Raw genomic sequence first — 22,917 nt, 5'->3', positions numbered from 1 at the left:
TTGATTTTTTATTTGGAGAACAGCATGACACTTAGCAAAAAAACTCTGGCTTTGGCGATGATCGCCGTCTTGGCAAGCGGCTGTAGCTCGACCGACGAAAGCGAGAACGGTTTGGGCGACGCGACTCAAGGTAGCGACGCGTCGACCAGCGGCTATAACGACGGCTCCATGTCCGGCAGCCAATTCGGCTCCGGTAACGGCTTCAACTCCGGTTCGAATCTGGGTCCGGAGTTCAGCGATCCGAACAACCCGTTGTCCAAGCAAGTGATCTATTTCGAACTGGATAGCGCGCAAGTCAAACAAGACTATGTGCCGGTGGTCGCCGCTCACGCTCGTTATCTGGCCTCCCACCCGAACCAGCACGTAATTTTGGCCGGTCATGCCGACGAACGCGGTTCCAGCGAATACAACATTGCATTGGGCGAACAACGCGCCAAATCGGTCGAACGGATGATGCGTAGCCAAGGGGTCGGTTCCGGCCAGTTGGAAGTCGTCAGCTACGGCGAAGAGAAACCAGCGGTTTCCGGTCACGACGAATCCGCATGGCAACAAAATCGTCGCGTTGAAGTAGGCTATCAATGAGCCGGCGGGCGCTTCTGATTGCAAGTATCGGCTTGGGCCTGGGCGCCCAGGCCCAAGCCGCTCCGGCGAACGGCGGCGATGTCGGGCAGCAGGGCGGCTATGCCGTGCAGGCTCCGACCGACAACGCAATCTTCGAAGTGTTGAGCCGGCTGGAACAATTGCAATCGGAAGTGCAACAACTGCGCGGCATGGTCGAGGAGCAATCGCAAACGATCGCGGACTTGCAGCGCAAGCAAAGCAATATGTATTCGGATCTGGACGACAGAATGCAGGCGTTGCAGGCGCCCGGGCAACCGGGTGGCGCGCCGGCTGCAGCGGCGGCGCAGGCCGGGGCGGCGAGTACGGCGGTGGCTTCCGCGGTTCCGCCGGCGCAGACCGGCGCTACACCGCCTTCGGTTGCCGGATCGCCGGTATCGACGCCAGCTAGCCAGACCGCTCCGGCACCGGTTGCCGCAGCGGTCCCGCCCGCCGAAGTCAAGCCTGCAATCAGTGGGGCCGCGAGCGCCGGTCCAAGTCCCGCCACGAGCGGCAGCGAGCAGGAGCGCTATCAGCAAGCCTACGAAACTTTGCGGAACGGTCATAACAGCCAGGCCATCAAGATGTTTCAGGAGCTATTGGCGGCCAATCCGGCCGGCGAATTTTCCGACAACGCGCAGTACTGGTTGGCGGAAGCTTACAAGATCAACCGCGAATTCGATGCCGCCAAGGCGGCGTTCAACAAAGTGGTCAGTCAGTATCCGAATAGCTCCAAGGTGCCGGACGCGTTGCTGAAGCTCGGTTACATCGAGTTCGACCTGCAAAACGCCGCGAAAGCCAAGGACTATCTAACACGGGTTACGACCAGCTACCCCGGGACCACCGCCGCGCATCTGGCCGCTAAGAAGCTGGCGCAAATGCCGCAATGACCGACGAGCTAGCGGAACCGTCGTTACGCATTACCGAAATCTTTTATTCGCTGCAGGGAGAGGCGGATAGCGTCGGTTGGCCGACCGTGTTTATCCGCCTGACCGGCTGTCCGCTACGGTGCGCTTATTGCGATACCGCTTACGCGTTCAGCGGCGGCGAGAAAATGCCGATTTCGGCGATTTTGCAAAGGGTTCGCGAATATTCGACCCGTTACGTCACCGTGACCGGCGGCGAGCCGCTGGCGCAGCCCGGTTGCTTGAGTTTACTGAGTGCGTTGGCCGACTCGGGCTATCAGGTTTCCTTGGAAACCAGTGGTGCACTGGATGTTTCGGGTGTCGATGCTCGAATCGTCAAGGTCATGGACTTGAAAACGCCGGCCTCCGGCGAAATGGCGCGCAACCGCTACGAGAACCTCGATTGCCTGACGCCGCGCGATCAAATCAAATTCGTCATTGCCGACTCGGCCGACTATCAATGGTCTAAGCAACAAGTAAACGAACATCGTTTGGCCGAACGCTGCCAAGTGCTGTTTTCGCCGGTGATGGGGCAGATGGCTCCAAGCGAGTTGGCTGATCGGATTCTAGCCGACCAGTTGCCGGTACGCTTTCAAATTCAACTGCATAAATTTCTTTGGGATGACGCGAGAGGAAAATGATTCGGCGGGCAAAGCCGCCATTGTGTTGTTATCGGGCGGATTGGACTCGATTACGGTTCTGGCGTTGGCTATTCGGCAGGGCTATGCTTGCCACGCGTTGAGTTTTGATTACGGTCAACGCCACAATGCCGAATTGGCGGCCGCGCGGCGCATCGCCGAACAGTATCGAGTCGCCGACCATAAGATTTTCAATCTCGGTTTGAATGCGATGGGCGGATCGGCGCTGACCGACAGCGCCATCGCCGTGCCGACCTCGCCGCAAACCGGCATACCCGTCACCTATGTGCCGGCTCGCAATACGATCTTCTTGGCGTACGCGCTGGGGTGGGCCGAAGTCTTGCACGCCAGCGACGTATTCATCGGCGTCAATGCCGTCGATTATTCAGGCTATCCGGATTGCCGGCCGGCATTTATCCAAGCCTTTCAGACCATGGCGAATTTGGCGACCAAGGCCGGTGTCGAAGGCCAGCAAATCCGGATACACACGCCCTTGATGGCGATGAGCAAGGCCGACATTATTCGGCAAGGTTCGGCGTTGGGCGTTGATTACGCCGACACGGTCTCTTGCTATGCCGCCGATGTTGAAGGCCGGGCTTGCGGCGTGTGCGATGCTTGCCGATTGCGGGCGGCCGGATTCGCGGCGGCCGGCGTGGCCGATCCCACCCGTTACGTTCGCGGTTAGATGGCGCTTCGGCGATCCTCGGCTATGCTTTGCCTTGATCGGATCAAGGACTTGGGGCGTCATCATGCGGAGTTCAACTAGTTCACAATTCGTCGCGGTTGCTTCGATTGCCGCCGAATTGAACGCGGTATTACAGGTCGCCAAGGAGATTTCGTTGGCAGCGGCGAATGCCAAGGCGATTGCGTTTCGGGCCGGCGAAAAGGCCAAGGGCTTCAAACCGATCACCGATTTCATCAACGAGTTGGCCAAGGACACGATGGCGGTGGTCAACCGGATCAATGCCGATACTCTGAACTTATACCGTTTGACGGTTGCCGAGCAGCGAATGCGGGAGGCCAATCGGCACTTTGATTTGGCGGTCGCGGCCGCGGCAGGTGCTCGTCACGCCGATTCGTTGCTACGGGTACGGGAAACGGCTCGACAGCAAGCGGAGGCCTGTCACGGCGAATTTTCGATTCACGTCGATGATTTATTAAACCAGTTAAGCGGCATCCTCTATCCCGCCAGAGCCGCCAGAGTGATCGCCGCCAACTCGCGCATCGAAGCGTCGCAAGCCGGCGAATACCTGCAAAGCTTGCAAGCCGTCGCCGAGAGTGTCGATCGTGCCGCGCAAATCATCAACGAAAAAGTTAGCAAGTGCCGGGGGGCGTTGGTCGCGATCAGCGCCGGATACGCTCAGGGCAACCAAGGCCAGCTATGAAAATCACGAAAATCTACGAAGGTGCTCATCAGTGGCTGATGTTTGGCCGCGACAACACCAAACCGGCCACCATCATTGATACCAATCAGTACATGGTGCGCACCGCCAGCCGTTGTCTATTGATGGAGCCGGGTGGGATCGAATTGTTCGCGCCGATGCTGGCGGCAGCCGTTCATCACGCGCCCGTCGAGGAAATCACCGATTTGTTCGCCTCGCACCAAGATCCCGACATCATTTCGTCGTTGGGCTTGTGGGATCGGGCCTTACCGCACGCTAGACTGCACGCGCCGCTACTTTGGGAGGGTTTTTTGAGACATTTCGGTTGCGACGCGATCGAGTACGTCGCCATTCCCGATCAGGGTGGGACTATCGATCTGGACGGCGTGCAATTGCAAATAGTGCCGGCCCATTATCTACACTCGTCGGCCAACTTTCATATTTACGATCCGGTCGCGAAGATTCTGATGTCCGGCGACGTCGGCGCGGCGTTGGAGGAGGGCGATACGCCGGTTTTCGTCGAGCATTTCGATACTCATGTCGAAAAAATGCGCTATTTCCATCAACGCTGGATGCCGTCCAATCAAGCTAAGCGGGTCTGGATCGAGCGCGTCCGCAAATTAGAGATTCAGATCCTGGCGCCCCAGCACGGGCGCATGTTCAAGGGCGACGATGTCAAGCGTTTTCTGGACTGGTTTGAAGCCTTGCCGGTGGGGATTGCCGTATAAAACAAGCATTTGCCGAAAATTGGGTTTATAATCCGCGCCAATCTAGCCCCTGTCGAGAGACTGGGGTTTTTTGTTAGTGAGAAAGGCTGGAGTATCTCATCGAGCATGGCGCAAAAACTGTATATACAAACTAACGGTTGTCAAATGAACGAGTACGATTCCGACAAGATGCGGGACGTACTGATGGCCTCGCACGGTATGGAACTGACCGAAATACCCGAGCAGGCGGACGTGTTGTTATTGAACACTTGTTCGATACGCGAAAAAGCCCAGGAAAAAGTGTTTTCGGCGGTTGGGCGCTGGAAAAAAATCAAGGACAAGCGGCCGGACGTGATTATCGGCGTCGGCGGTTGCGTGGCCAGCCAGGAAGGCGCGGCATTGCAAAAACGCGCGCCCTACGTCGATATCGTGTTCGGGCCGCAAACCCTGCATAGGCTGCCGGAATTGCTGAACAAAGCCCGGAGCGGCGACAGGCACGTCGTCGATATTTCATTTCCGGAAATCGAGAAATTCGACAACTTGCCCGAACCCAGGGCGGAAGGCCCGAAAGCCTTTGTATCGGTGATGGAAGGCTGCAGCAAGTACTGCACCTATTGCGTGGTGCCGTATACGCGCGGCGAGGAAGTCAGTCGCCCGCTCAACGACGTGATCGCCGAAATCGAAGCGCTGGCTAGGCAGGGCGTGCGCGAAGTCAATCTGCTAGGTCAAAACGTCAACGCCTATCGCGGCGAAACCGAAGACGGCGACATCGCCAGCTTTGCGTTGCTGCTGCATTACGTGGCCGCGGTAGACGGTATCGAGCGAATTCGCTTTACCACGTCGCATCCGTTGGAATTCACCGACGACATCATCGAGGCTTTCGCCGAGATTCCGCAACTGGTCAATCACCTGCATTTGCCGGTGCAAAGCGGTAGCAATCGAATACTAGCCGAAATGAAGCGCGGACACCGCCGCGAGGATTATCTGGACATCATCCGCAAGATCAAGGCGGCCCGCCCCGGCATCAGTTTATCGTCCGATTTCATTGTCGGGTTTCCCGGCGAAACCGAGCAGGATTTCGAAGACACGATGGCCTTGATCGAAGAGGTCGGATTCGATTTTTCTTATAGTTTCATCTTCAGCGCGCGGCCGGGCACGCCGGCGGCCGGCTTTGCCGACGATGTCGGTATGGAGGTCAAGGAAGCGCGCTTGCAACGGCTGAAGGAACGTTTGAACGACATGTTCATGGCGATTTCCGAAAGCATGGTCGGTTCGGTGCAGAGCGTGTTAGTGGAAGGTGTTTCCAAGAAAAATCCGCTGCATTTGACCGGCCGGACCGAAAACAACCGGGTGGTCAATTTCGCCGCTCACCCACGGCTGATCGGTCAATTCGTCGATGTGTTGATTACCGAAGCCTTACCCAATTCGCTGCGCGGCCGATTGGCCGAGTCCAGCGTCGAAAAAATCCAACAGATTGCCTAGTGTTGAACAGCTCTCATTTTTCCGAAGAACTGACGCTGCTGCCGGCGGATGCCCAGCGCCTATCTAATTTTTGCGGTCAACTCGATAGTCATATTCGTCAAATCGAGCAACGTCTGCAGGTCGAGATCGCCAATCGCGGCAATTTCTTTCGGGTGACCGGTGTCGATGCGGCGGTCAAGGCGGCTTGCGCGGTCATGCTGAAGCTGTTCGAATTGACCGAGCGCGAAGAGATTACCCCCGAACAAGTGCATCTAAGTCTGCAGGACGCCAGTATCGACCAATTGTTGAAGGCCTTGCCGGCATCGCAGCTCGAGCCGGTGGCGATTCGCACCAAACGCGGCGTCATCAAAGGCCGGGGACATAACCAACAGGATTATCTGCGCAAGATTCTCAGCTTTGACATCAACTTCGGCGTCGGTCCTGCCGGTACCGGCAAGACTTATCTGGCGGTGGCTTGCGCGGTCGAGGCGCTGCAGACCGAGCGGGTAAGGCGTATCGTGTTGGTTCGTCCGGCGGTCGAGGCCGGCGAGAAACTCGGCTTTCTACCCGGCGACATGGCGCAAAAGGTTGATCCCTACTTGCGGCCGCTTTACGATGCGCTCTACGACATGTTGGGTTTCGAGCGGGTCGAAAAGTTATTGGAGAAAAACGTCATCGAAGTCGCGCCACTGGCTTTCATGCGCGGACGAACGCTGAACGACTCGTTCATCATTCTGGACGAGGCGCAAAATACCACGGTCGAGCAGATCAAGATGTTTCTGACCCGGGTTGGATTCGGGTCGACGGCGGTGATCACCGGCGACGTGACTCAGATTGATTTGCCGAACGAAAAAATGTCCGGGTTGAAACACGTATTGAAAGTCTTGAAGGATGTCGAAGGCATCAGTTTTACCTTCTTCGGTGTGCGCGACGTGGTGCGCCATCCGTTGGTTCAGCGCATCGTGGCGGCTTACGACCGTTACGAGCAAGAACAAGGTAAGGTCGGCTGATGAACCTGATCGAGTTGCAGGTCGCGACCGAAGCCGAGCATCCCGAGCCGGCGAGGTTTCAGGTTTGGGTCGATGCAGCACTGGCCGGGCGCGAGGTCGACAGCGAAATTGTGATCCGTTTGGTTGATGAAACCGAAAGCGCCGAATTGAACGGCCAATATCGGCAAAAGGCGGGTCCGACGAATATCCTGAGTTTTCCGTTCGAAGCGCCGCCCGGCGTGGAAATGGATTTGCTGGGCGATTTGGTGGTTTGCGCGCCGCTGATAGCCCGTGAGGCCGCGGAGCAAGGCAAGTCGGTTGAGCATCATTGGGCGCACATCACTGTACACGGCGTATTGCATTTGTTAGGGTATGATCACGTCGACGAGTTGGAGGCCGAGCAAATGGAAGCCCTGGAGATTGAAATTTTGGAAAAATTGGATATTGCCAATCCTTATATGGAGGAACACGAACGATGAGCGATGGTAACCCCCCGAGTAGTCAGCCCCACCAGAAAAGCCTGATCGAACGTATCGGCCATTTTCTGAGTGGGGAGCCGCAAGATCAGGAAGATCTGCTGGAAATTCTCCGTGAGTCGCAGGAAAAACACTTGCTGGACTCCGACGCGCTGGCCATGATGGAAGGCGTGATGCATGTCGCCGAGATGCGGGTCCGCGACATCATGATCCCCCGCTCGCAGATGGTGGTGGTTCCTAGGGACGCGGAATTGGAAACCATCTTTCCGTTGGTTGTCGAATTCGCCCATTCCCGTTTCCCGGTCATCGAAGAAGACCGCAGCAAGGTGGTCGGTATTCTGCTTGCCAAGGATTTGCTTGGCTGCGTTTTACGCGACAAGAACTTGAAAGTCGAAAACGTCATGCGGCCGGCCAACGTCGTGCCTGAGAGCAAACGTTTGAACGTGTTGCTAAAGGAGTTTCGTACCGAGCGTAATCACATGGCCATCGTCGTCGATGAATACGGTAACGCCGCCGGCTTGGTGACCATTGAGGATGTTCTGGAGCAAATCGTCGGTAAGATAGAGGACGAACACGACGATGACGAATCCGAGGAGTACATTTCCCAGCGTAGCGAGAAAGAGTTCATACTCAACGCGTTGACGCCTATTGAGGAATTCAACGACTACTTCTCGGCGGTTCTGGAAGACGACGAATGCGACACCATTGGTGGCTTGATCGTCCAACGCCTGGAGCATTTTCCGAAGAAGGGCGAAAAAGTCGAAATCGACGACTTTTATTTCGAAGTCTTGCGCGCCGACAACCGCCGCGTGCATTTGATCAAACTGAAATTGAAATAAACTCGGCCGGGCCGCAGGCCAAGCGGGCTTCGAACGCCTCGGCCGGTAGCGCCTGCGAGAACAGAAAGCCCTGGCCGAAGTCGCAGCCGGATTCCACGAGTATCCGGTGTTGCTCTTCGGTTTCTATCCCTTCGGCGACAACCTTCATTCCCAGTTTATGGGCCATTGCGATAATCGCCTCGCAAAGCACGCGGTCGCTCGATTCCGGCCCCAGGTTGCTGACGAAGGAGCGGTCGATTTTCAGATAATCGATGTCGAATTTTTTCAGATAGGCCAGCGACGAATAGCCGGTGCCGAAATCGTCCAGCGCCACTTGGATACCGTTGTCCCGAAAGCTTAGCAATTGCTCCTTGACGTCGTTACTGGCATCCAGCAGCAGCCCCTCGGTGATTTCGACGATGATGCCGGCCCCAGGCAAGCCCAGTTGCCGTAAGTGTTCAGGCCAATCGCGCTGAGTTTGGTTGGTATCATGAAATTGGACTGGCGATTTGTTAATGCTGATTTGGAAATCGGCGTGAAACCGTTGCCGCCACAGTTTGGCGCGCTCGGCGGCCTGCTTGAACACCCAATTGCCGATTTCGTTGATAATGCCGATGTCCTCGGCGATCGGCACGAACTCCGCCGGACTCACCCAGCCGCGTAGCGGGTGCCGCCAGCGTAACAGGGCTTCTGCCTTATACACGACGCCGGTGGCAAGATCGACTATTGGTTGATAATACAGTTGGAATTGATCGGCGCCGAGCGCGCCGCGTAAATCGCCGGCGATTTCCATTCGGATTTGCGCCGCTTCCTGCATCGATGGTGTGAAATAACAATAGCGATTGCGGCCTTGGTGCTTGGCGGCATACATGGCTTGGTCGGCGTTTTTGATCAGTACGTGGATTTTGTCGCCGTCTTTCGGGAACAGCGTGATGCCGATACTCGCCGACAGATAGGCCACCTTGGCTTTCAGCTGAAACGGTTCGGCCAGTTTTTGCAGCAAATTGACGACGATGCGCTCGACATGTTCGGTATCGTCGAGTTCGCCCAGGATAATCGTGAATTCGTCGCCGCCCAGTCGCGCCACAGTATCGGATTCGCGCACGCAACGCAGCAAGCGTTGCGCGGCATCCTTAAGCAACAAATCGCCCATATCGTGGCCGAGCGTGTCGTTGATTTCCTTGAAGCGGTCCAGATCCAGAAAAATCAGCGCCAGCGCGCGGCCGGTGCGATGCGCCTTCTTCAGTTCCTGATCCAGCCGGTCGTGAAACATCCGGCGGTTGGGCAGTCCGGTCAACGGGTCGAAATTGGCCTGAGTCCAGATTAGCTCTTCGGTTTGCTTTTTTTCGGTGATGTCGGAAAACAAGGCCACGCGCCGATGCGGACTGCCGTCCTCGTTGAAAATCGTGTTGACCGTCAACCATTGCACGAACACTTCGCCGTTCTTGCGGCGATTCCAGATTTCGCCCTTCCAGTGGCCGCTGGCGTTAATCGCATGCCACATGGTTTGATAAAAATGGTAGTCCTGGCGGTCGGAGTTCAGAATATTGTAATTCTGACCAATGACTTCCGCCGGGGTATAGCCGGTGATCGCCGAAAATGCCGGGTTGATGGCCAGGATAGAGCCGAGCGCGTCGGTGACGGCCATCGCTTCGCTGCTGTTTTGGTAGACCAGCGAAGCCAGCCGTAATTCTTCGTTGGCACGGCAATGTTCTATCGCGATTCCGGTCAGATTGGCGGCCTGTTCGGTCATTTGCAAGTCGCGCGGCGTGGGTAGCGCCGGCTGGCGCTGATAAATGGTCAGTGTGCCGAGCAACTTGCCGCCGGCATCGCGTACCGGCTCCGACCAGCAAGAAGCCAAGCCGGCCTTGGCCGCCAACTCCCGATACGGTGTCCAATAAGGATGGCTTTGAATGTCTTCGATAATGATTCGGTCGCCGGTCACCGCCGCAGTGCCGCAAGAGCCGACGCCGAAGCCTATGCGCAGGCCGTGTAGCGCGCAATTGTAAAATTCCGGTAGATGCGGGGCCGCGCCGACCAGCAAATGGCTGCCTTCTGCGTCCAGCAACAAAATGGAGCACAATAGCGCCGGATTTTGGGTTTCGATGCCCTCGACGACCGCTTCCAAAATGTCGGCAAGCGGCAGGCTTTTGGCCAGGCGTTCCAACACCCGGTTGTGAGCGCGTTCGCGATCGGCGGCGTGTTTGCGGTCGCTGATGTCGGTCGCGATCCCGATAATGCCCAAGACCTCGCCCTTCAGGCCCAATAGTTTGGTGCGACTGATTTCCAGACTGTGGCTCTCGCCGTCCACGAACGTCAGTTGTTCCTGACTTAGGTGCGGTGCCAGGCCGCCGCTAAGACAGCGTTGGTCGGCCGCTTCGAAGCGGGCAGCCATGTCGGTGCCCAGCAGTTCGTCCAGCGCGGAGGTGTGCAAAAACCGGCTTTCCGGAATGCCTAGCGCTTGGCAGAAGGTCTGGTTGACGAAGGCGTAGCGACCGTTGGTGTCCACCAACCAAATCCCGACCGGCGCGTTGTTCAGGATCGCGTGCAGTTTGGCTTCGGAGGCATGTATCTCGGCGATTTGACCGTTGAGCTGCTCCGCCAGCGCTCGAAACAGGCGGGCTAAATGGCCGATCTCGTCGTTGCGGTCGACGGGGATATCGGCGAGTGGCAAGCCGAGCTGAAATTGGCCGATGGCTTTGGTCATCGCCTGCAGCGGTTTGGCCAGCATCTTGGCAAGCAGCAGTGAAACCAAACTGACCAATAAGCTTAGGGACAAGGCGATACGGATGACTTGGAGGCTCAGAGTCTTGCTGCCGATCGAGACCACGTCCAGCGGGGTGTATAAGCCGAGTACCACGAAACGGCCTTCGCTGGCCGCGCCGTAATCCTGGCGGGCGAAAGCGGCCAGATAGGGTACGCCCAACGCGCTAACGGCGGTATCGCTGAGTACCGCGATCCGGCTGGAACCGTTCAGCAGCGGCGCGGTGTCCGGAATGTCGTTTTGGATTCTGACCGGCCGGCCGCGTTCGAAACTAAAGGCTTTCGCGGGATCGGGATGGATCAGGTAATCACCGCGTCGATTGACCAGCAATGGGTAGCTGTCGCCGCTGTAACTGTCGCGCAGCCGCTTGAATAGGTCGGCGAGATCGACGTTAATGACCAGCACGCCCAAGGTTGTCCCGGCGGCGGACTTGACCGGGGTGGCGACGCGGATGGTCGGTTGGCCGTAGCCCAGATGGGTCCCAAGCTCCTGGTTTAAGTTGATCTCCGAAATGTAAACCTGACCGGCCGGCAAGGCCGCGGTTTCGAAGACGTAGGGGAAATGGTTTTTTTCCTGCAAGTGGGGTGCTTCGATCACTTTAACGCCGGATTGGTCGCGATCTGCCCGCACCGTTTCCAGGCCAAAATGCCGGCTATCGATCAGGCGGATTTGGCTGTACTCGGGGTGGGAGACCAGCAAGCCGCTAAATATCTCGGCGAGCCTGTCTTTATCCATCGTAGGTTTGGTGGCCGGCTCGGCTTCCAGTATTGCGCGGTTTAGCGCCAAGCCGGCCAGGAAATCGACATCGGCAACGGTCGCCTTGAGCGCGGCGTCGAAGCGTTGCGCCGAGTCTCGCGTCGCGGTCAGCAGTTTTTCCTTGGCCGAATCGATCAGCAGCGCGCGACTGCGCTGGTAGACGTAATAGCCGGTCAGGCCCGACGACAACGTGCCGAACAGACCCAGCCAGAATGCCAGTTTTAGGCCTATGCTCAGACGCATCAGAAGGCCTCCGGCGCATCGCCGGAAATAATCCGGTCCCACAGGGTTTTTTGACGCTCGGGATTGCCGATCGGCTCCAGCCAGATCAATTTGGCATCGGGTGCCAGATCGGCCGGCTGACTGGTGGTGTTGGCTAGGCCGTGTCGTTCGGTTAAGTGCGCGCCGACTTGCGGCTCCAGCATGAAGTCTATCCAGCGTTCGGCCAGCCCGGTATTGCCGGCGTTTCGGGTAAGCGCCCAGCAATCCAACCACGCCAACGCGCCTTCGTCGGGGATGACGTAACCGATGTCCGCGCCGCGCCGCCTTAGCTCCTGAATTTGTTGATTGCCATAGTTGCCGAAAATCAGCGCGATATCGTGCTTGGCGTACAGTTCGCCGGCTTCCTCTACCGACGTGTAAAAGGTCAGTACATTGCGGCGCAGTTCGGCCAGTCGGCGGGCGGCGGCGTTCAACTCGGCGTCGCCGAGGTTGAAAGGGTCGGCCGCGCCGCTGAGTAATCCGACCAGGGTAAAATTGTGGTTGCTGGTATTGAAAGCCAGCACCCGGTGGCGGTAGGCCGGGTCCCAAAGCACCGACATCGAGCGAGGCGCGGAGGTCACTTTACGGCGGTCGTAGATTAGCCCCATTTCAGCATAGGTGTAGGGTATCGCATAGGCGCGACCGGCGTGAATCAGGCCAAAGGTAGCGAGGTCGCGAAAGCGCAGCAGTTGGCGCGAGCGATTGGCAATCTTGGCCGCATCCAGCGGCACGCTGATGCCGGCGGCGATGTAACGTTGCAATTCGGCGGTGTTAGCCGCGAATACGTCGTGATGCTCGTGATTGAGCTTGTACCATAAGTCGTCGTCCGATTCGACGTAGGTGACTTCCACATCGGCGTCGTAGCGTTTGGCGAATTCGGCGACGATCTCCGGGTCGGCGTAACCCGGCCAGGCCAAAACCTTTAACGAGGGTTTTGCGCTTACCAGCGAAACGGAGCACAGCCACAGTGCCGTGATCGAAACCATCCTGGCGAAGCGTTGGTGGGAACTTAGGAGAGAGACGATGGATTTCATGGTTGCCCATGATACCCAAAGGCGGTTGGAAAGAAAGGTAAATTGTTGGCGAATCGCGCGAAAAACTTGTATTAATCTGTTTTTGTGCTAGCGAGTAAGGCCGGCCGAGATTAGCCGGTTTTATTTGGCAATGTCGACACGTATCAGGATACGCGTCGCCTGGGTTTCGGTGCTTTGGTTGAAACCCGTCATGCCTGTGCCGGACGATTGGGTTTGATCGGCATTGCCGGCGATTTCAATCCATTCGCCCAGTTTGGCGCGGAGGGTGGTTTGAACGGCTTGAGTGGCTATTTCGCCGTTTTGAAATTGGTTGGACCAAGGCGATATCGCCAGCGTCACTTGGTCGTCGCCGGCCAAGCGCGGGACCACCGCAAAGCCGCTGCTGGCTTCCAGCATTTGGGTGCTGCTCAGCACCGCGCCTCCGTAATTGGAGCCGTATACCGCGACATTACGGACCGGTTTGATTTCGCCGGTCTTGATAAAGGCGGTTTGTCCCTCGGTGGCGCGCACCTGCTGTTGTTGGCGTTGGCCGCGCAAATCCTCGGTATTCCCGGCCAAGCCGCGCAGTTCGACGCGCTCGGGGTGCAGTGTCGCGGCCGCTTCGGCGTTCAATTGCTCGGCGGTCTGGCTGGTGGTTTGCAAGACGCTGATCGTCAAATTACGGACCGGGCCGTCCAATTGCTTGACCAGGGCGCGGATCTCCGCAAGCTTGGCCGGAGCGGTTTTGACGATCAATTTGGCGCCATCGGCGACGATGCGGTCGTCACCGTTTAGTAAGGGCTGCAGCAGGGCTTGGATCTCCGCCGCCGGCCGGTTGCCAAGCTCGATGATTTCCATCACCGTATCATCGGCCAAAACGGCTGCGGCCCAAAGGCTGATTGCAAGCGTCGGCCCGCTAAATTTCATCGTACAGCGCCAGATAGCGTTGGGCGCTACTTTGCCAAGAAAAATCCCGGCTCATCGCGTTGCGCTGCAACTGCCGCCAATCTTTCTTGTGTCGGAACATCACTAGGCAACGTTTGATCGCTTCGGTCAGTGTCGCCGCCGACGTGTCGTTAAATACGAAACCGGTCGCGGTGCCGTTGGCGATGCTTTCCGGCAATGTGTCGACGACGGTATCGGCCAAGCCGCCGGTTTTGCGGACGATAGGGATCGTGCCATAGCGTTGACTGTACATTTGGTTTAAGCCGCAAGGCTCGAAGCGCGACGGCATCAGGAAAATGTCGGCGCCCGCTTCGATCTGGTGGGCTAGCGGCTCGTTGTAGCCTATCGTTACCGCGACTTTTTCCGGATACAGGCGGGCGAATTCCATCAAGCGGTATTCGTTGCTCTTGTCGCCGCTGCCCAGGAAAACGAATTGGGCCGGTAGTTCCAACAATTCCGGCAAGCCGGCCAGAATCAGATCGATGCCTTTTTGTTCGACCAGCCGGCCGATCAAACCGAATACCGGGAGTTCGGCGTCGACGGGCAGGTTCATTTGTTGCTGCAATGCGATTTTGTTGGCGGCTTTGTCGTTCAGGGTCTTCATGCCGTAGGTCTGGGCGATGTGCGGATCGATCGCCGGATTCCAGACTTCGGTATCGATGCCGTTTAGAATACCGCTCAATTGCGATTGCTTATGCGCCAACAGACCCTCCAGGCCGTAACCGAATTCCGGCGTTTGGATTTCCTGGGCATAGGTTGGGCTGACGGTAGTGATGCGCTCCGCGTAGGCCAAGCCGCCCTTGATGAACGACAACATCCCATGGTACTCCAGACCCTCCGGGTGCCAGAGCTGGCCGGGCAGGTTCAGCAACGTAAACGCGGTCGCTGGAAACAGGCCTTGATAGGCCATATTGTGGATCGTGAATACGCTGGCCGGATGTTGGTGTTCCAGCGATAGCAGAGCCGGCACCAGACCGGTTTGCCAATCGTTGCAATGCACGATGTCGGGTTGCCAGTCCAGGTAGGCGCGGTTCATTGCCACTTCGGCGACGATGCGGCAGAACAGCGCGAAGCGGTCGCCGATATTCGGCCATGGCATGCCGTTATCGTCGACGTAAGGGTTGCCCGGTACTTTAAAGAACGGCGGGTAATCGACCAGCCAGACCGGAATCTGGCTGCCGGGCAGCCAGGTTTCCAGCAGATTGACGTCGCAATTGTTGACCTTGACCGTGCACAGGTAACGGCCCGGTTCGCAATTGCGGATGGCCTGGTAGTTGGGCATGATGATACGCACGTCCTGCTCCAGCTCGCCGAGGGCCAGCGGCAGGCTGCCGGCGACATCGGCCAGGCCGCCGGTTTTGATCAGTGGATGGGTTTCGCTGGTGGCGAACAAAATTTTCTTCATCGCTTAAACAGGTTTACATTTTTAATATGATGCCGGCTAACGGCGGAAGAGTGACGGAGATCGAATGCTCCATCCCCATCCAGGGCTGCGGCTCGGACAGTACGCTACCGTTGCCGGTGTTGCTGCCGTCGTAATAGTGAGAATCCGAGTTAAAGATTTCGACGTAGGTACCGGGTTGCGGCACGCCGATTCGGTAACGTTCGCGCGGCACCGGGGTGAAGTTCAGAATCACGATCAGCTCTTCGTGGGCCGATTTACGCCGGTAGCTGATGATGGACTGCTGGTAATCGTGGCAGTCTATCCATTCGAAGCCGGCGTGCTCGAAATCGAAGCGGTACAAGGCCGGATGGCTGGTATAGAGGCGATTCAGATCCTTGACCAGGGTTTGCAGACCGGCATGGTGGGCGTAGTCCAGTACGTACCAGTCCAGCGTGCGATTGAAACTCCATTCGGTACCTTGGCCGAACTCGCTGCCCATGAACAACAGTTTTTTGCCGGGATAGGTGAACATCATCGTATAGAGCAGGCGCAGATTGGCGAAACGCTGCCATTCGTCGCCCGGCATTTTGTTAAGCATCGACTGTTTGCCGTGTACCACTTCGTCGTGCGAAAACGGCAGGATGAAGTTTTCGGTAAACGCGTACAGCAAGCCGAAGGTCAGTTGGTCGTGGTGGTAGGCGCGGTGGATGGGTTGCTGTTGCATGTAGCACAGGATGTCGTGCATCCAGCCCATGTTCCATTTCATCGAGAAGCCCAAGCCGCCGGTCCAGGTCGGCCGGGTGACTTGCGGCCAGGACGTGGACTCCTCGGCCATCACGACGGTGCCGGGGTGTTGCTCGTGGGTGACGGTATTCATGTGGCGGAGGAAGTCGATCGCTTCCAGGTTCTCGTTGCCGCCGTACATATTGGGAATCCAGTCGTTGGCTTCGCGCGAATAGTCCAGATACAGCATCGAGGCCACCGCATCGACGCGCAGGCCGTCCAGGTGGAATTCTTCCAGCCAGAAGAAGGCGCTGGACAGCAGGAAGTTTTTCACTTCGTTGCGGCTGTAGTTGTAGATCAAGGTTCCCCAGTCGCGGTGTTCGCCCTTGCGCGGGTCCTCGTGCTCATACAGGGCCGTGCCGTCGAAGCGGGCCAGCGCGAAGGCGTCCTTGGGAAAGTGGGCCGGCACCCAATCCAGGATCACGCCTATGCCGTTTTGGTGGCAGTGGTCGATGAAATAGCGGAAGTCGTCCGGCGTGCCGTGGCGGCTGGTGGGCGCGAAATAGCCGGTGGTCTGATACCCCCAGGACGCATCGAGCGGGTGTTCGGTGATCGGCAGTAACTCGATATGGGTAAAGCCCAACGCTTTGACGTAATCGACCAATTGTTCGGCCAAATCGCGATAGTTCAGGAAGTTGCCGCGCTGGTCGCGCCGCCACGAGCCCAAATGCACCTCATAGATCGACATCGGTTGGTGCAGCCAGTCATGTTGGGCGCGCTGGTCCATCCATTCGCCGTCGTGCCAGACGTAACGATCTTCATCGACCACGATCGCGGCGGTCTGCGGGCGGAATTCGAATTGTTGGCCGTAGGGGTCGGTTTTAACCAGCAATTCCCCGGAATTGCGATTGATGATTTCGAATTTGTACAAGCAGCCCACGGTTAAACCGGGGATAAAGATTTCCCAGATTCCGCTGCCGCCCAAGCTGCGCATCGGATGGCAGCGGCCGTCCCAGCGGTTGAAGTCGCCGACGACGCTGACGCGTTGCGCGTTGGGCGCCCAGACCGAGAAAGACACGCCGTCTATCCCGGCCACGCTTTGGCGGTGACCGCCGAGTTTTTGATAGATGTGCCAATGGCGGCCTTCCGCGAACAAGTGTTGGTCGAATTCAGGCAGTACCGGGCCGAAACAATAGGGATCGTATTGGAGGTGGTCGTTGCCGTCCTTGTCGGTCCAGGCCAATTGGTAATGCTTCGGAACGTCGCCGGTGCCGGGGCGGTATTCGAATACGTCGGTATCCGGTAGTCTTACGAAATCGCCGCCGTCGGCGGCCAGACTCACGCTTTCGGCGTAGGGTAGAAACACGCGGACGACGGTATCGCGGTCCTGGCCGTGGCGACCCAGCACGGAAAAGGGGTCGTGATGTCTGGCCTCGATGATTTTGACGATTTCCGGATCGAGCGGCAGGGATGGGCTTGGCTTGTTCATGATGCAACGCCTTCGGTTATAGTTTTGTTAGATGGTTGGCAGGGACAGCCATGCCAGGCAGGATAGACTACTCGGTAACAAATCGCTTGGCTTTTACTTTTTCGCGAAGAGTAACGATAATGCTCGGACGCGGCAAGTGCCATGCCGACAAATCCGCCGATATGCCCATCCCGGGCGGCCATCGGTGTCGCTTATTTTTTCTTAGAGGATGCTCATGTCAGTCGTCGATACAAATCTACAGGAAAGACGGGTCAACGATTTGACCCGTAACACCATAGCCTTGATTTTGGCTGGTGGCCGGGGATCGCGACTTAAGGACATGACCGATTGGCGGGCGAAGCCGGCGGTACCGTTCGGCGGCAAGTTCCGGATCATCGACTTTCCGCTGTCCAATTGCATCAATTCGGATATCCGCAAGATTGGCATTTTGACGCAATACAAAGCCGACTCGCTGATTCGCCACATTCAACAAGGCTGGGGTTTTTTACGCGGCGAATTCGGCGAGTACGTCGATTTGATGCCCGCTCAGCAGCGCCACGACGAACATTCCTGGTACCAGGGAACCGCCGACGCCATCTATCAAAACATTGATATTCTGCGGGCGCGAAATCCCGAGTTCGTGTTGGTCTTGGCCGGCGACCACATTTATAAAATGGATTATTCGGTGATGCTGGCCGATCACGTCGCCAACAAAGCCGACTTGACGATCGGTTGCATCGAAGTGTCGTTGGAAGATGCCAAGGCATTCGGCGTGATGCATGTCGACGACGAGCGCCGGGTTAAATCCTTTGTCGAGAAACCGGATAACCCGCCGGCGATGCCGGGTCGCGACAATACCGCATTGGCGTCGATGGGTATCTATATTTTCAACGCCCGCTTTTTGTTCGAGCAATTAATCAAGGACGCCGACACCAAAGCCTCCAGCCGCGATTTCGGTAAGGACATTATTCCGGCCGTCATTGACAAATATCGGGTGTATGCCTATCCCTTCCTGGATTTGCAAAGCGGCCAGCAAAGCTATTGGCGTGACGTCGGAACCATAGACGCTTACTGGGCCGCCAATATGGAATTGATTGGCGTCAAGCCGGACTTGAACCTGTACGACAACACCTGGCCGATCTGGACCTATCAGGCGCAAACGCCGCCGGCCAAGTTCGTGTTCGACGACGACGATAGACGGGGCGCGGCGATCGATTCGATGGTGTCCGGCGGTTGCGTGATTTCCGGGGCAACGGTGCGCCATTCGCTGTTGTTTTCGCAGGTGCGCGTAAACTCGTATACGACCGTCAAGGATTCGGTGGTGCTACCGGAAGTCAACATCGGCCGGCATTGCCGGATCGACAAGGCAATTATCGAGAAGGGCTGCCAAGTGCCGGAAGGCACCGTGATCGGCGAGAACCGCGCCGACGACGAAAAGCGCTTTTATGTCAGCGAGGGCGGTGTGGTGTTGGTGACGCCGGAGATGCTCGGTCAAAGACGGCATTATGTCCGGTAAAAAACTCAAGCTGGTGCTGTGCTGGCATATGCACCAGCCGGAGTACCGCGACACGCAGAGCGGCGAATTCAAATTGCCGTGGACTTATCTGCACGTCATCAAGGATTACGTCGATATGGTCGCCCATTTGGAGGCGGCTCCGTCGGCTAAGGCGGTTGTCAATTTCGCGCCGATTTTGCTGGAGCAAATCGAAGATTATTCTAATCAGGTGACCGGCTATCTGCATGATCGGATCGCTATGAAGGATCCGTTGTTGGCCGCGTTGGTCGAGCCGACGGCGTCGGCCGACCCGGACAAACGTCTGAAACTGCTGCGCGATTGTAAAAAAGCTAACCGCGAACGCCAAATCGACCGCTATCCGGCCTTCCGCAAATTGATCGACATGGCCGATTGGATTCTCGGGCATCAGGACGCCATTAAATATGTCAACGCCCAATTCGTTTCCGATATCCTGGTTTGGTATCACTTGATCTGGATGGGCGAAACCGTCAAGTTGACGGACAACCGGATCAAACGCTTGATCGAAAAAGGCGCGGCGTTCACGTTGCACGACCGGATAGAAATCGTCGAGGTGATCGGCGACTTGTTGTCTAAAGTGATTTATCGCTATAAGGCATTAGCCCGTAAGGGCCGTATCGAATTATCGGTGACGCCATACGCGCATCCGATCATGCCGTTGATGTTGGATATCGCCAGTGCCCGAGAGGCGATGCCGGAAGTGGCTTTGCCTAAATTGCCGGATTACCCCGGCGGTGAAGAGCGCGTATGCTGGCACTTGCGGAAGGGGATCAACACCTTTCGACACTTTTTCGGTTTCGAACCGCGCGGTTGTTGGCCATCCGAAGGTGGCGTCAGCGAGCGTACGCTGGCGATACTCGGCGAGTTCGGTTTTCACTGGGCCGCCAGCGGCGGTAATGTCTTGCACAATAGCTTGCGGGCCTCCGATCTGGCCGGTAAAACTAGCGTGCATCAAGCGTTCCGGTTGGCATCGGCCAGCACGGTGTGCTTTTTTCGGGACGACGGTTTGTCCGATCTGATTGGCTTCGAATATTCCAAATGGCATGCCGACGATGCCGTGGCCGACCTGATTCAGCATCTGGAAAATATTGCGGATTACGAGGCTCGGCCGCCGTTGGTTTCGATTATCATGGACGGTGAAAATGCCTGGGAGTATTTTCCGGATAACGGCTATCATTTTTTGAGCGCTTTGTATCGCCGGCTCGGCGAACATCCACGGATAGAGTTGACGACGTTTTCGGAATACCTGCAAGGTGCCGAAGCTCAAGTACAGCCATTGCCGCGTCTGGTTGCAGGCAGTTGGGTTTACGGCACGTTCTCGACCTGGATCGGCGACGCCGATAAAAACTGCGGCTGGGATATGTTGGGGGACGTCAAGCAGGCGTTCGACAACGCGGTGCAGGATGGCCGCTTGTCCGATCAACAGCAGGAAAAGGCGCGAGTACAGTTGGCGGTGTGCGAAGGGTCCGATTGGTTTTGGTGGTTCGGTGACTACAATCCCGGCGAGGCGGTCAGCGATTTCGAAAAGCAGTACCGATTGAATTTAACCAATTTGTATCGGCTCTTGGGCGAGGAACCGCCCGGCTATTTAGCCTTATCCTTCACTCAAGGCAGCGGTAGTCCGGCGATGGGCGGCGCAATGCGGCGCGGTAATGAACTTTGAACGAATTCGAAAAACGGTTTTTGGGGGTTGGCTTGGATAGACGTCGCGCGGGTGTTTTGCTGCATATCACTTCGTTACCGGGGCATGGCGAGTGCGGCGACTTGGGATCGGAAGCGTTCAACTTCGTCAACTTTCTGCACGATGTCGGCGCCACGATCTGGCAAACCCTGCCGTTAGGCATGCCGCATGGCGACGGTTCTCCTTATCAATGTTTATCCGCTCATGCCGGAAACCCGGCCTTGATCAGTATTGACTGGTTGGTGGATAGAGGTTGGCTGCAACTGGCGGACCGCTGCAACGATTGCTCAGGTCATGGTGAATTGAGCAAAAGCTGTCTGGTGACTAAGGCGTTTTACGGCTTTCAAGTGCTGGCGGATGTATCGGCCCAGCAGGATTTCAAGCAGTTTTGCCAGGACAAGTCGAGTTGGCTGGACGATTTTGCGCTGTTCATAGCGCTACGCAACGTGTTCGGACACAAAAGTTGGAACGAATGGCCGGATGGTCTTAAGCAACGTAAGCCGGATGCCTTGAGCGAGTCCCGGCAGTTGTTGAAGGCGGTCATCGAAGGCATCAAGTTCGAGCAGTATGTGTTTTTCAAGCAATGGGACGAGCTAAAGGCTTATGCTTCCAGCAAAGGCGTGCTGATGTTCGGCGATATTCCGATTTTCGTGTCCTACGACAGTGCCGACGTCTGGGCCAACCGCGAAGCTTTCAAGTTGAACCCGTTGGGTGAAATGGATGTCGTGGCCGGCGTGCCGCCGGATTATTTTTCCGAGTTCGGGCAACGTTGGGGCAATCCGCATTACAACTGGGTCTACCTGAAAAAGACCGGCTTCAAATGGTGGCTGGATCGGATAGAAGCGCAGTATGAAATGTTCGATATTTTGCGGATCGATCATTTTCGGGGCTTGGAAGCGGCTTGGGAAATCCCGGCCAGCGAAGACACCGCGGTCAACGGTCGCTGGGTGACGGCGCCTGGTGGCGAGCTGTTGGCAGCGATTCAGCAGCATTTTCCGGCTTTAACCTTGGTCGCCGAGGACTTGGGTATCATCACCCCCGAAGTAGAAGCCTTGCGCGACGATTTTAATTTGCCCGGTATGAAAATTTTGCAGTTCGCATTCGGCGACGACGCTCGCAATCCCTATTTGCCTTGCAATTACCGGCGTAACTGCGTGGTGTACACCGGTACGCACGACAACGACACCACCCAAGGCTGGTTCGACGCGCTTAACGATACCGACAAGCAGCGCATATACGACTATTTGGGCTGGTCCAGCCTGCCGATGCCTAGTGCCTTAATTCACGCCGCGTTGGGCTCGGTAGCCAACTTGGCTATTATCCCGATGCAGGATATTTTGAAACTTGGCTCCGCCGACCGGATGAATACGCCAGGTACCACCGAGGGTAACTGGCGCTGGCGTTTCGATTGGTCGCAATTAACCGGCGACAAAGCCGGTCATTTCGAACACTTGATACGCTTGTTCGGCCGAGGTCCGCGTTAGTCGTTGTCTTGCTTGGCGGGAGTGCTGGGAATCGGCGATAACGGAATCCGGTAGCCGGCAATGATTTGCTGAATTTCATCGAAGTTCTTGGCAATCAGGTCGTTCAAAAGTTGTTTGCGCTTGCTGTCGCCTTGTCGCACGCCCATCGCGATTGAGAAATCGAAGCGCATGCCCGGCGTGGACTGCATCGGAATGGCGATATACTGGTTCTTCGGGTTTTTCGATTGAACGTAGCCGGCCATCGGTCCCCACAAAATCACCATATCGATCTTGCCGGTGCTCAGATCGGCTTCAATTTGCATCGCCGTATTGTGTTCGCCGTCGCCGGTCATGCTTTGATAAGGAACGCCGTATTCCAGCAAGCCGTTGCGTTGCAACCATTCGGTGCCGGGGCCACGGTCGAACATCGCAATTTTCAGCTTTTCCTGCTTTTCCAACGGCAGTTGCGTTAGTTGCATCGGGTCGTGGATATCGTCCCAGCCTCGGCCTTTGGCGATCAACAACACATAAGTCGAATGAAAATAGGGTTTGGTGGTATCGGTCAAATCGAAACCCGCCGGCACGCCCATGATCACGTCGCATTTAAAACCCTGGCCGTTGTCGTTTTCGGCTTTCAAGGTGTTGCGGACAAAGCCCATCCGTTCCGGAAACCAAGTGAACTCCAATTCCTGACCCAGTTGTTTGGCGAAGAGGGCCGCGATTTTATTTTCGTAGCCGCTAAGTTCCTTGGTGGAATAAGGGGGATTCAGCGGGTCGGCACAAACCCGAAATTTATTCTCGTCGGCTTGGCCGGTAACGGCCGCGCAGCTCAGTGCCAGCGCGGCTACGCATCGATTGTAAGTCATAGTCTTCTTCCTTCGTTTTCATGAAGCCACAAAAAAGCCTTGGCCGATTGCTCGGCCAAGGCTTGCTTAACGCGGATCTTAAGGTT

General features: G+C 56.8%; 19 protein-coding genes. 13 read left to right on the top strand and 6 right to left on the bottom strand.

The genetic code is table 11. From position 1 onward, the window contains the following. The first annotated feature begins 24 nt into the window (after positions 1–24). The 10 genes from pal to A1355_RS18280 all read left to right on the top strand — a co-directional run bounded on the left by pal (position 25) and on the right by A1355_RS18280 (position 7,994). Positions 25–582, top strand: coding sequence for a peptidoglycan-associated lipoprotein Pal (gene pal, locus A1355_RS18325; protein WP_064030719.1), 558 nt, complete (start codon positions 25–27; stop codon positions 580–582). Further along, positions 579–1,487, top strand: coding sequence for a tol-pal system protein YbgF (ybgF, locus tag A1355_RS18320; RefSeq protein ID WP_064030718.1), 909 nt, complete (start codon positions 579–581; stop codon positions 1,485–1,487). Before pal ends, ybgF begins: the two co-directional genes overlap by 4 nt. Further along, the gene (queE, locus tag A1355_RS18315; RefSeq protein WP_064030717.1) at positions 1,484–2,143 is read left to right on the top strand and encodes a 7-carboxy-7-deazaguanine synthase QueE; all 660 of its coding nucleotides are present in this window, start codon (positions 1,484–1,486) and stop codon (positions 2,141–2,143) included. Before ybgF ends, queE begins: the two co-directional genes overlap by 4 nt. Next, a complete protein-coding gene (gene queC, locus A1355_RS18310) occupies positions 2,124–2,825 on the top strand; it encodes a 7-cyano-7-deazaguanine synthase QueC (protein WP_064030716.1) in 702 nt (233 codons plus the stop codon). Before queE ends, queC begins: the two co-directional genes overlap by 20 nt. A 64-nt stretch (positions 2,826–2,889) precedes the next feature. Next, positions 2,890–3,525: a hypothetical protein gene (locus A1355_RS18305; RefSeq protein ID WP_064030715.1), complete on the top strand. Its 636-nt coding sequence runs from the start codon at positions 2,890–2,892 to the stop codon at positions 3,523–3,525. Beyond that, a complete protein-coding gene (locus A1355_RS18300; RefSeq protein WP_064030714.1) occupies positions 3,522–4,250 on the top strand; it encodes an MBL fold metallo-hydrolase in 729 nt (242 codons plus the stop codon). Before A1355_RS18305 ends, A1355_RS18300 begins: the two co-directional genes overlap by 4 nt. Before the next feature lie 105 nt (positions 4,251–4,355). Continuing rightward, on the top strand, positions 4,356–5,711 hold the full coding sequence (miaB, locus tag A1355_RS18295; RefSeq protein ID WP_064030713.1) for a tRNA (N6-isopentenyl adenosine(37)-C2)-methylthiotransferase MiaB: 1,356 nt from the start codon (positions 4,356–4,358) through the stop codon (positions 5,709–5,711). Next, the gene (locus tag A1355_RS18290; RefSeq protein WP_064030712.1) at positions 5,711–6,700 is read left to right on the top strand and encodes a PhoH family protein; all 990 of its coding nucleotides are present in this window, start codon (positions 5,711–5,713) and stop codon (positions 6,698–6,700) included. The genes miaB and A1355_RS18290 overlap by 1 nt, the downstream gene beginning before the upstream one ends. Next, entirely contained in the window at positions 6,700–7,158 is a 459-nt protein-coding gene (gene ybeY, locus A1355_RS18285) for an rRNA maturation RNase YbeY (protein WP_064030711.1), read from the top strand. The genes A1355_RS18290 and ybeY overlap by 1 nt, the downstream gene beginning before the upstream one ends. After that, positions 7,155–7,994, top strand: a complete 840-nt coding sequence (locus tag A1355_RS18280) for an HlyC/CorC family transporter (RefSeq protein ID WP_064030710.1) — start codon at positions 7,155–7,157, stop codon at positions 7,992–7,994. The genes ybeY and A1355_RS18280 overlap by 4 nt, the downstream gene beginning before the upstream one ends. Here A1355_RS18280 and A1355_RS18275 read toward each other — a convergent pair. From A1355_RS18275 to glgB, 5 genes are all read right to left on the bottom strand, one after another. Continuing rightward, a complete protein-coding gene (locus tag A1355_RS18275) occupies positions 7,975–11,736 on the bottom strand; it encodes an EAL domain-containing protein (protein ID WP_064030709.1) in 3,762 nt (1,253 codons plus the stop codon). The two genes, A1355_RS18280 and A1355_RS18275, sit on opposite strands and share 20 nt — an antisense overlap. Then, a complete protein-coding gene (locus A1355_RS18270; RefSeq protein ID WP_157197943.1) occupies positions 11,736–12,788 on the bottom strand; it encodes an extracellular solute-binding protein in 1,053 nt (350 codons plus the stop codon). Before A1355_RS18270 ends, A1355_RS18275 begins: the two co-directional genes overlap by 1 nt. Positions 12,789–12,908: 120 nt before the next feature. Then, positions 12,909–13,694 carry a type II and III secretion system protein gene (locus A1355_RS18265; protein ID WP_064030707.1) on the bottom strand — a complete coding sequence of 262 codons (786 nt, stop codon included), beginning with the start codon at positions 13,692–13,694 and terminating at the stop codon, positions 12,909–12,911. After that, complete coding sequence (gene glgA / locus A1355_RS18260; RefSeq protein ID WP_064030706.1) at positions 13,684–15,117, bottom strand: glycogen synthase GlgA; 1,434 nt, start codon at positions 15,115–15,117, stop codon at positions 13,684–13,686. Before glgA ends, A1355_RS18265 begins: the two co-directional genes overlap by 11 nt. A 13-nt stretch (positions 15,118–15,130) precedes the next feature. Continuing rightward, complete coding sequence (gene glgB, locus A1355_RS18255; protein ID WP_064030705.1) at positions 15,131–17,308, bottom strand: 1,4-alpha-glucan branching protein GlgB; 2,178 nt, start codon at positions 17,306–17,308, stop codon at positions 15,131–15,133. A gap of 214 nt (positions 17,309–17,522) precedes the next feature. Here glgB and glgC point away from each other — a divergent pair, with 214 nt between their 5' ends. From glgC to malQ, 3 genes are read left to right on the top strand one after another with little or no spacing between them, the layout of a single operon-like run. After that, a complete protein-coding gene (gene glgC / locus A1355_RS18250; protein ID WP_064030704.1) occupies positions 17,523–18,803 on the top strand; it encodes a glucose-1-phosphate adenylyltransferase in 1,281 nt (426 codons plus the stop codon). Further along, entirely contained in the window at positions 18,793–20,484 is a 1,692-nt protein-coding gene (locus A1355_RS18245; protein WP_064030703.1) for a glycoside hydrolase family 57 protein, read from the top strand. The genes glgC and A1355_RS18245 overlap by 11 nt, the downstream gene beginning before the upstream one ends. Beyond that, positions 20,481–21,986: a 4-alpha-glucanotransferase gene (malQ, locus tag A1355_RS18240; RefSeq protein WP_396642577.1), complete on the top strand. Its 1,506-nt coding sequence runs from the start codon at positions 20,481–20,483 to the stop codon at positions 21,984–21,986. Before A1355_RS18245 ends, malQ begins: the two co-directional genes overlap by 4 nt. Here the strand turns inward: malQ and A1355_RS18235 are convergent. Further along, a complete protein-coding gene (locus A1355_RS18235; protein WP_064030702.1) occupies positions 21,983–22,831 on the bottom strand; it encodes a quinoprotein dehydrogenase-associated putative ABC transporter substrate-binding protein in 849 nt (282 codons plus the stop codon). The genes malQ and A1355_RS18235 overlap by 4 nt on opposite strands. Positions 22,832–22,917 lie beyond the last annotated feature (86 nt).

It is taken from the genome of Methylomonas koyamae, assembly GCF_001644025.1.
In the GTDB taxonomy this organism is placed as follows: Bacteria; Pseudomonadota; Gammaproteobacteria; order Methylococcales; family Methylomonadaceae; genus Methylomonas; species Methylomonas koyamae_A.
Note: the sequence above shows the minus strand (reverse complement) of the source record. Positions and strands in the feature narration are given on the sequence as shown.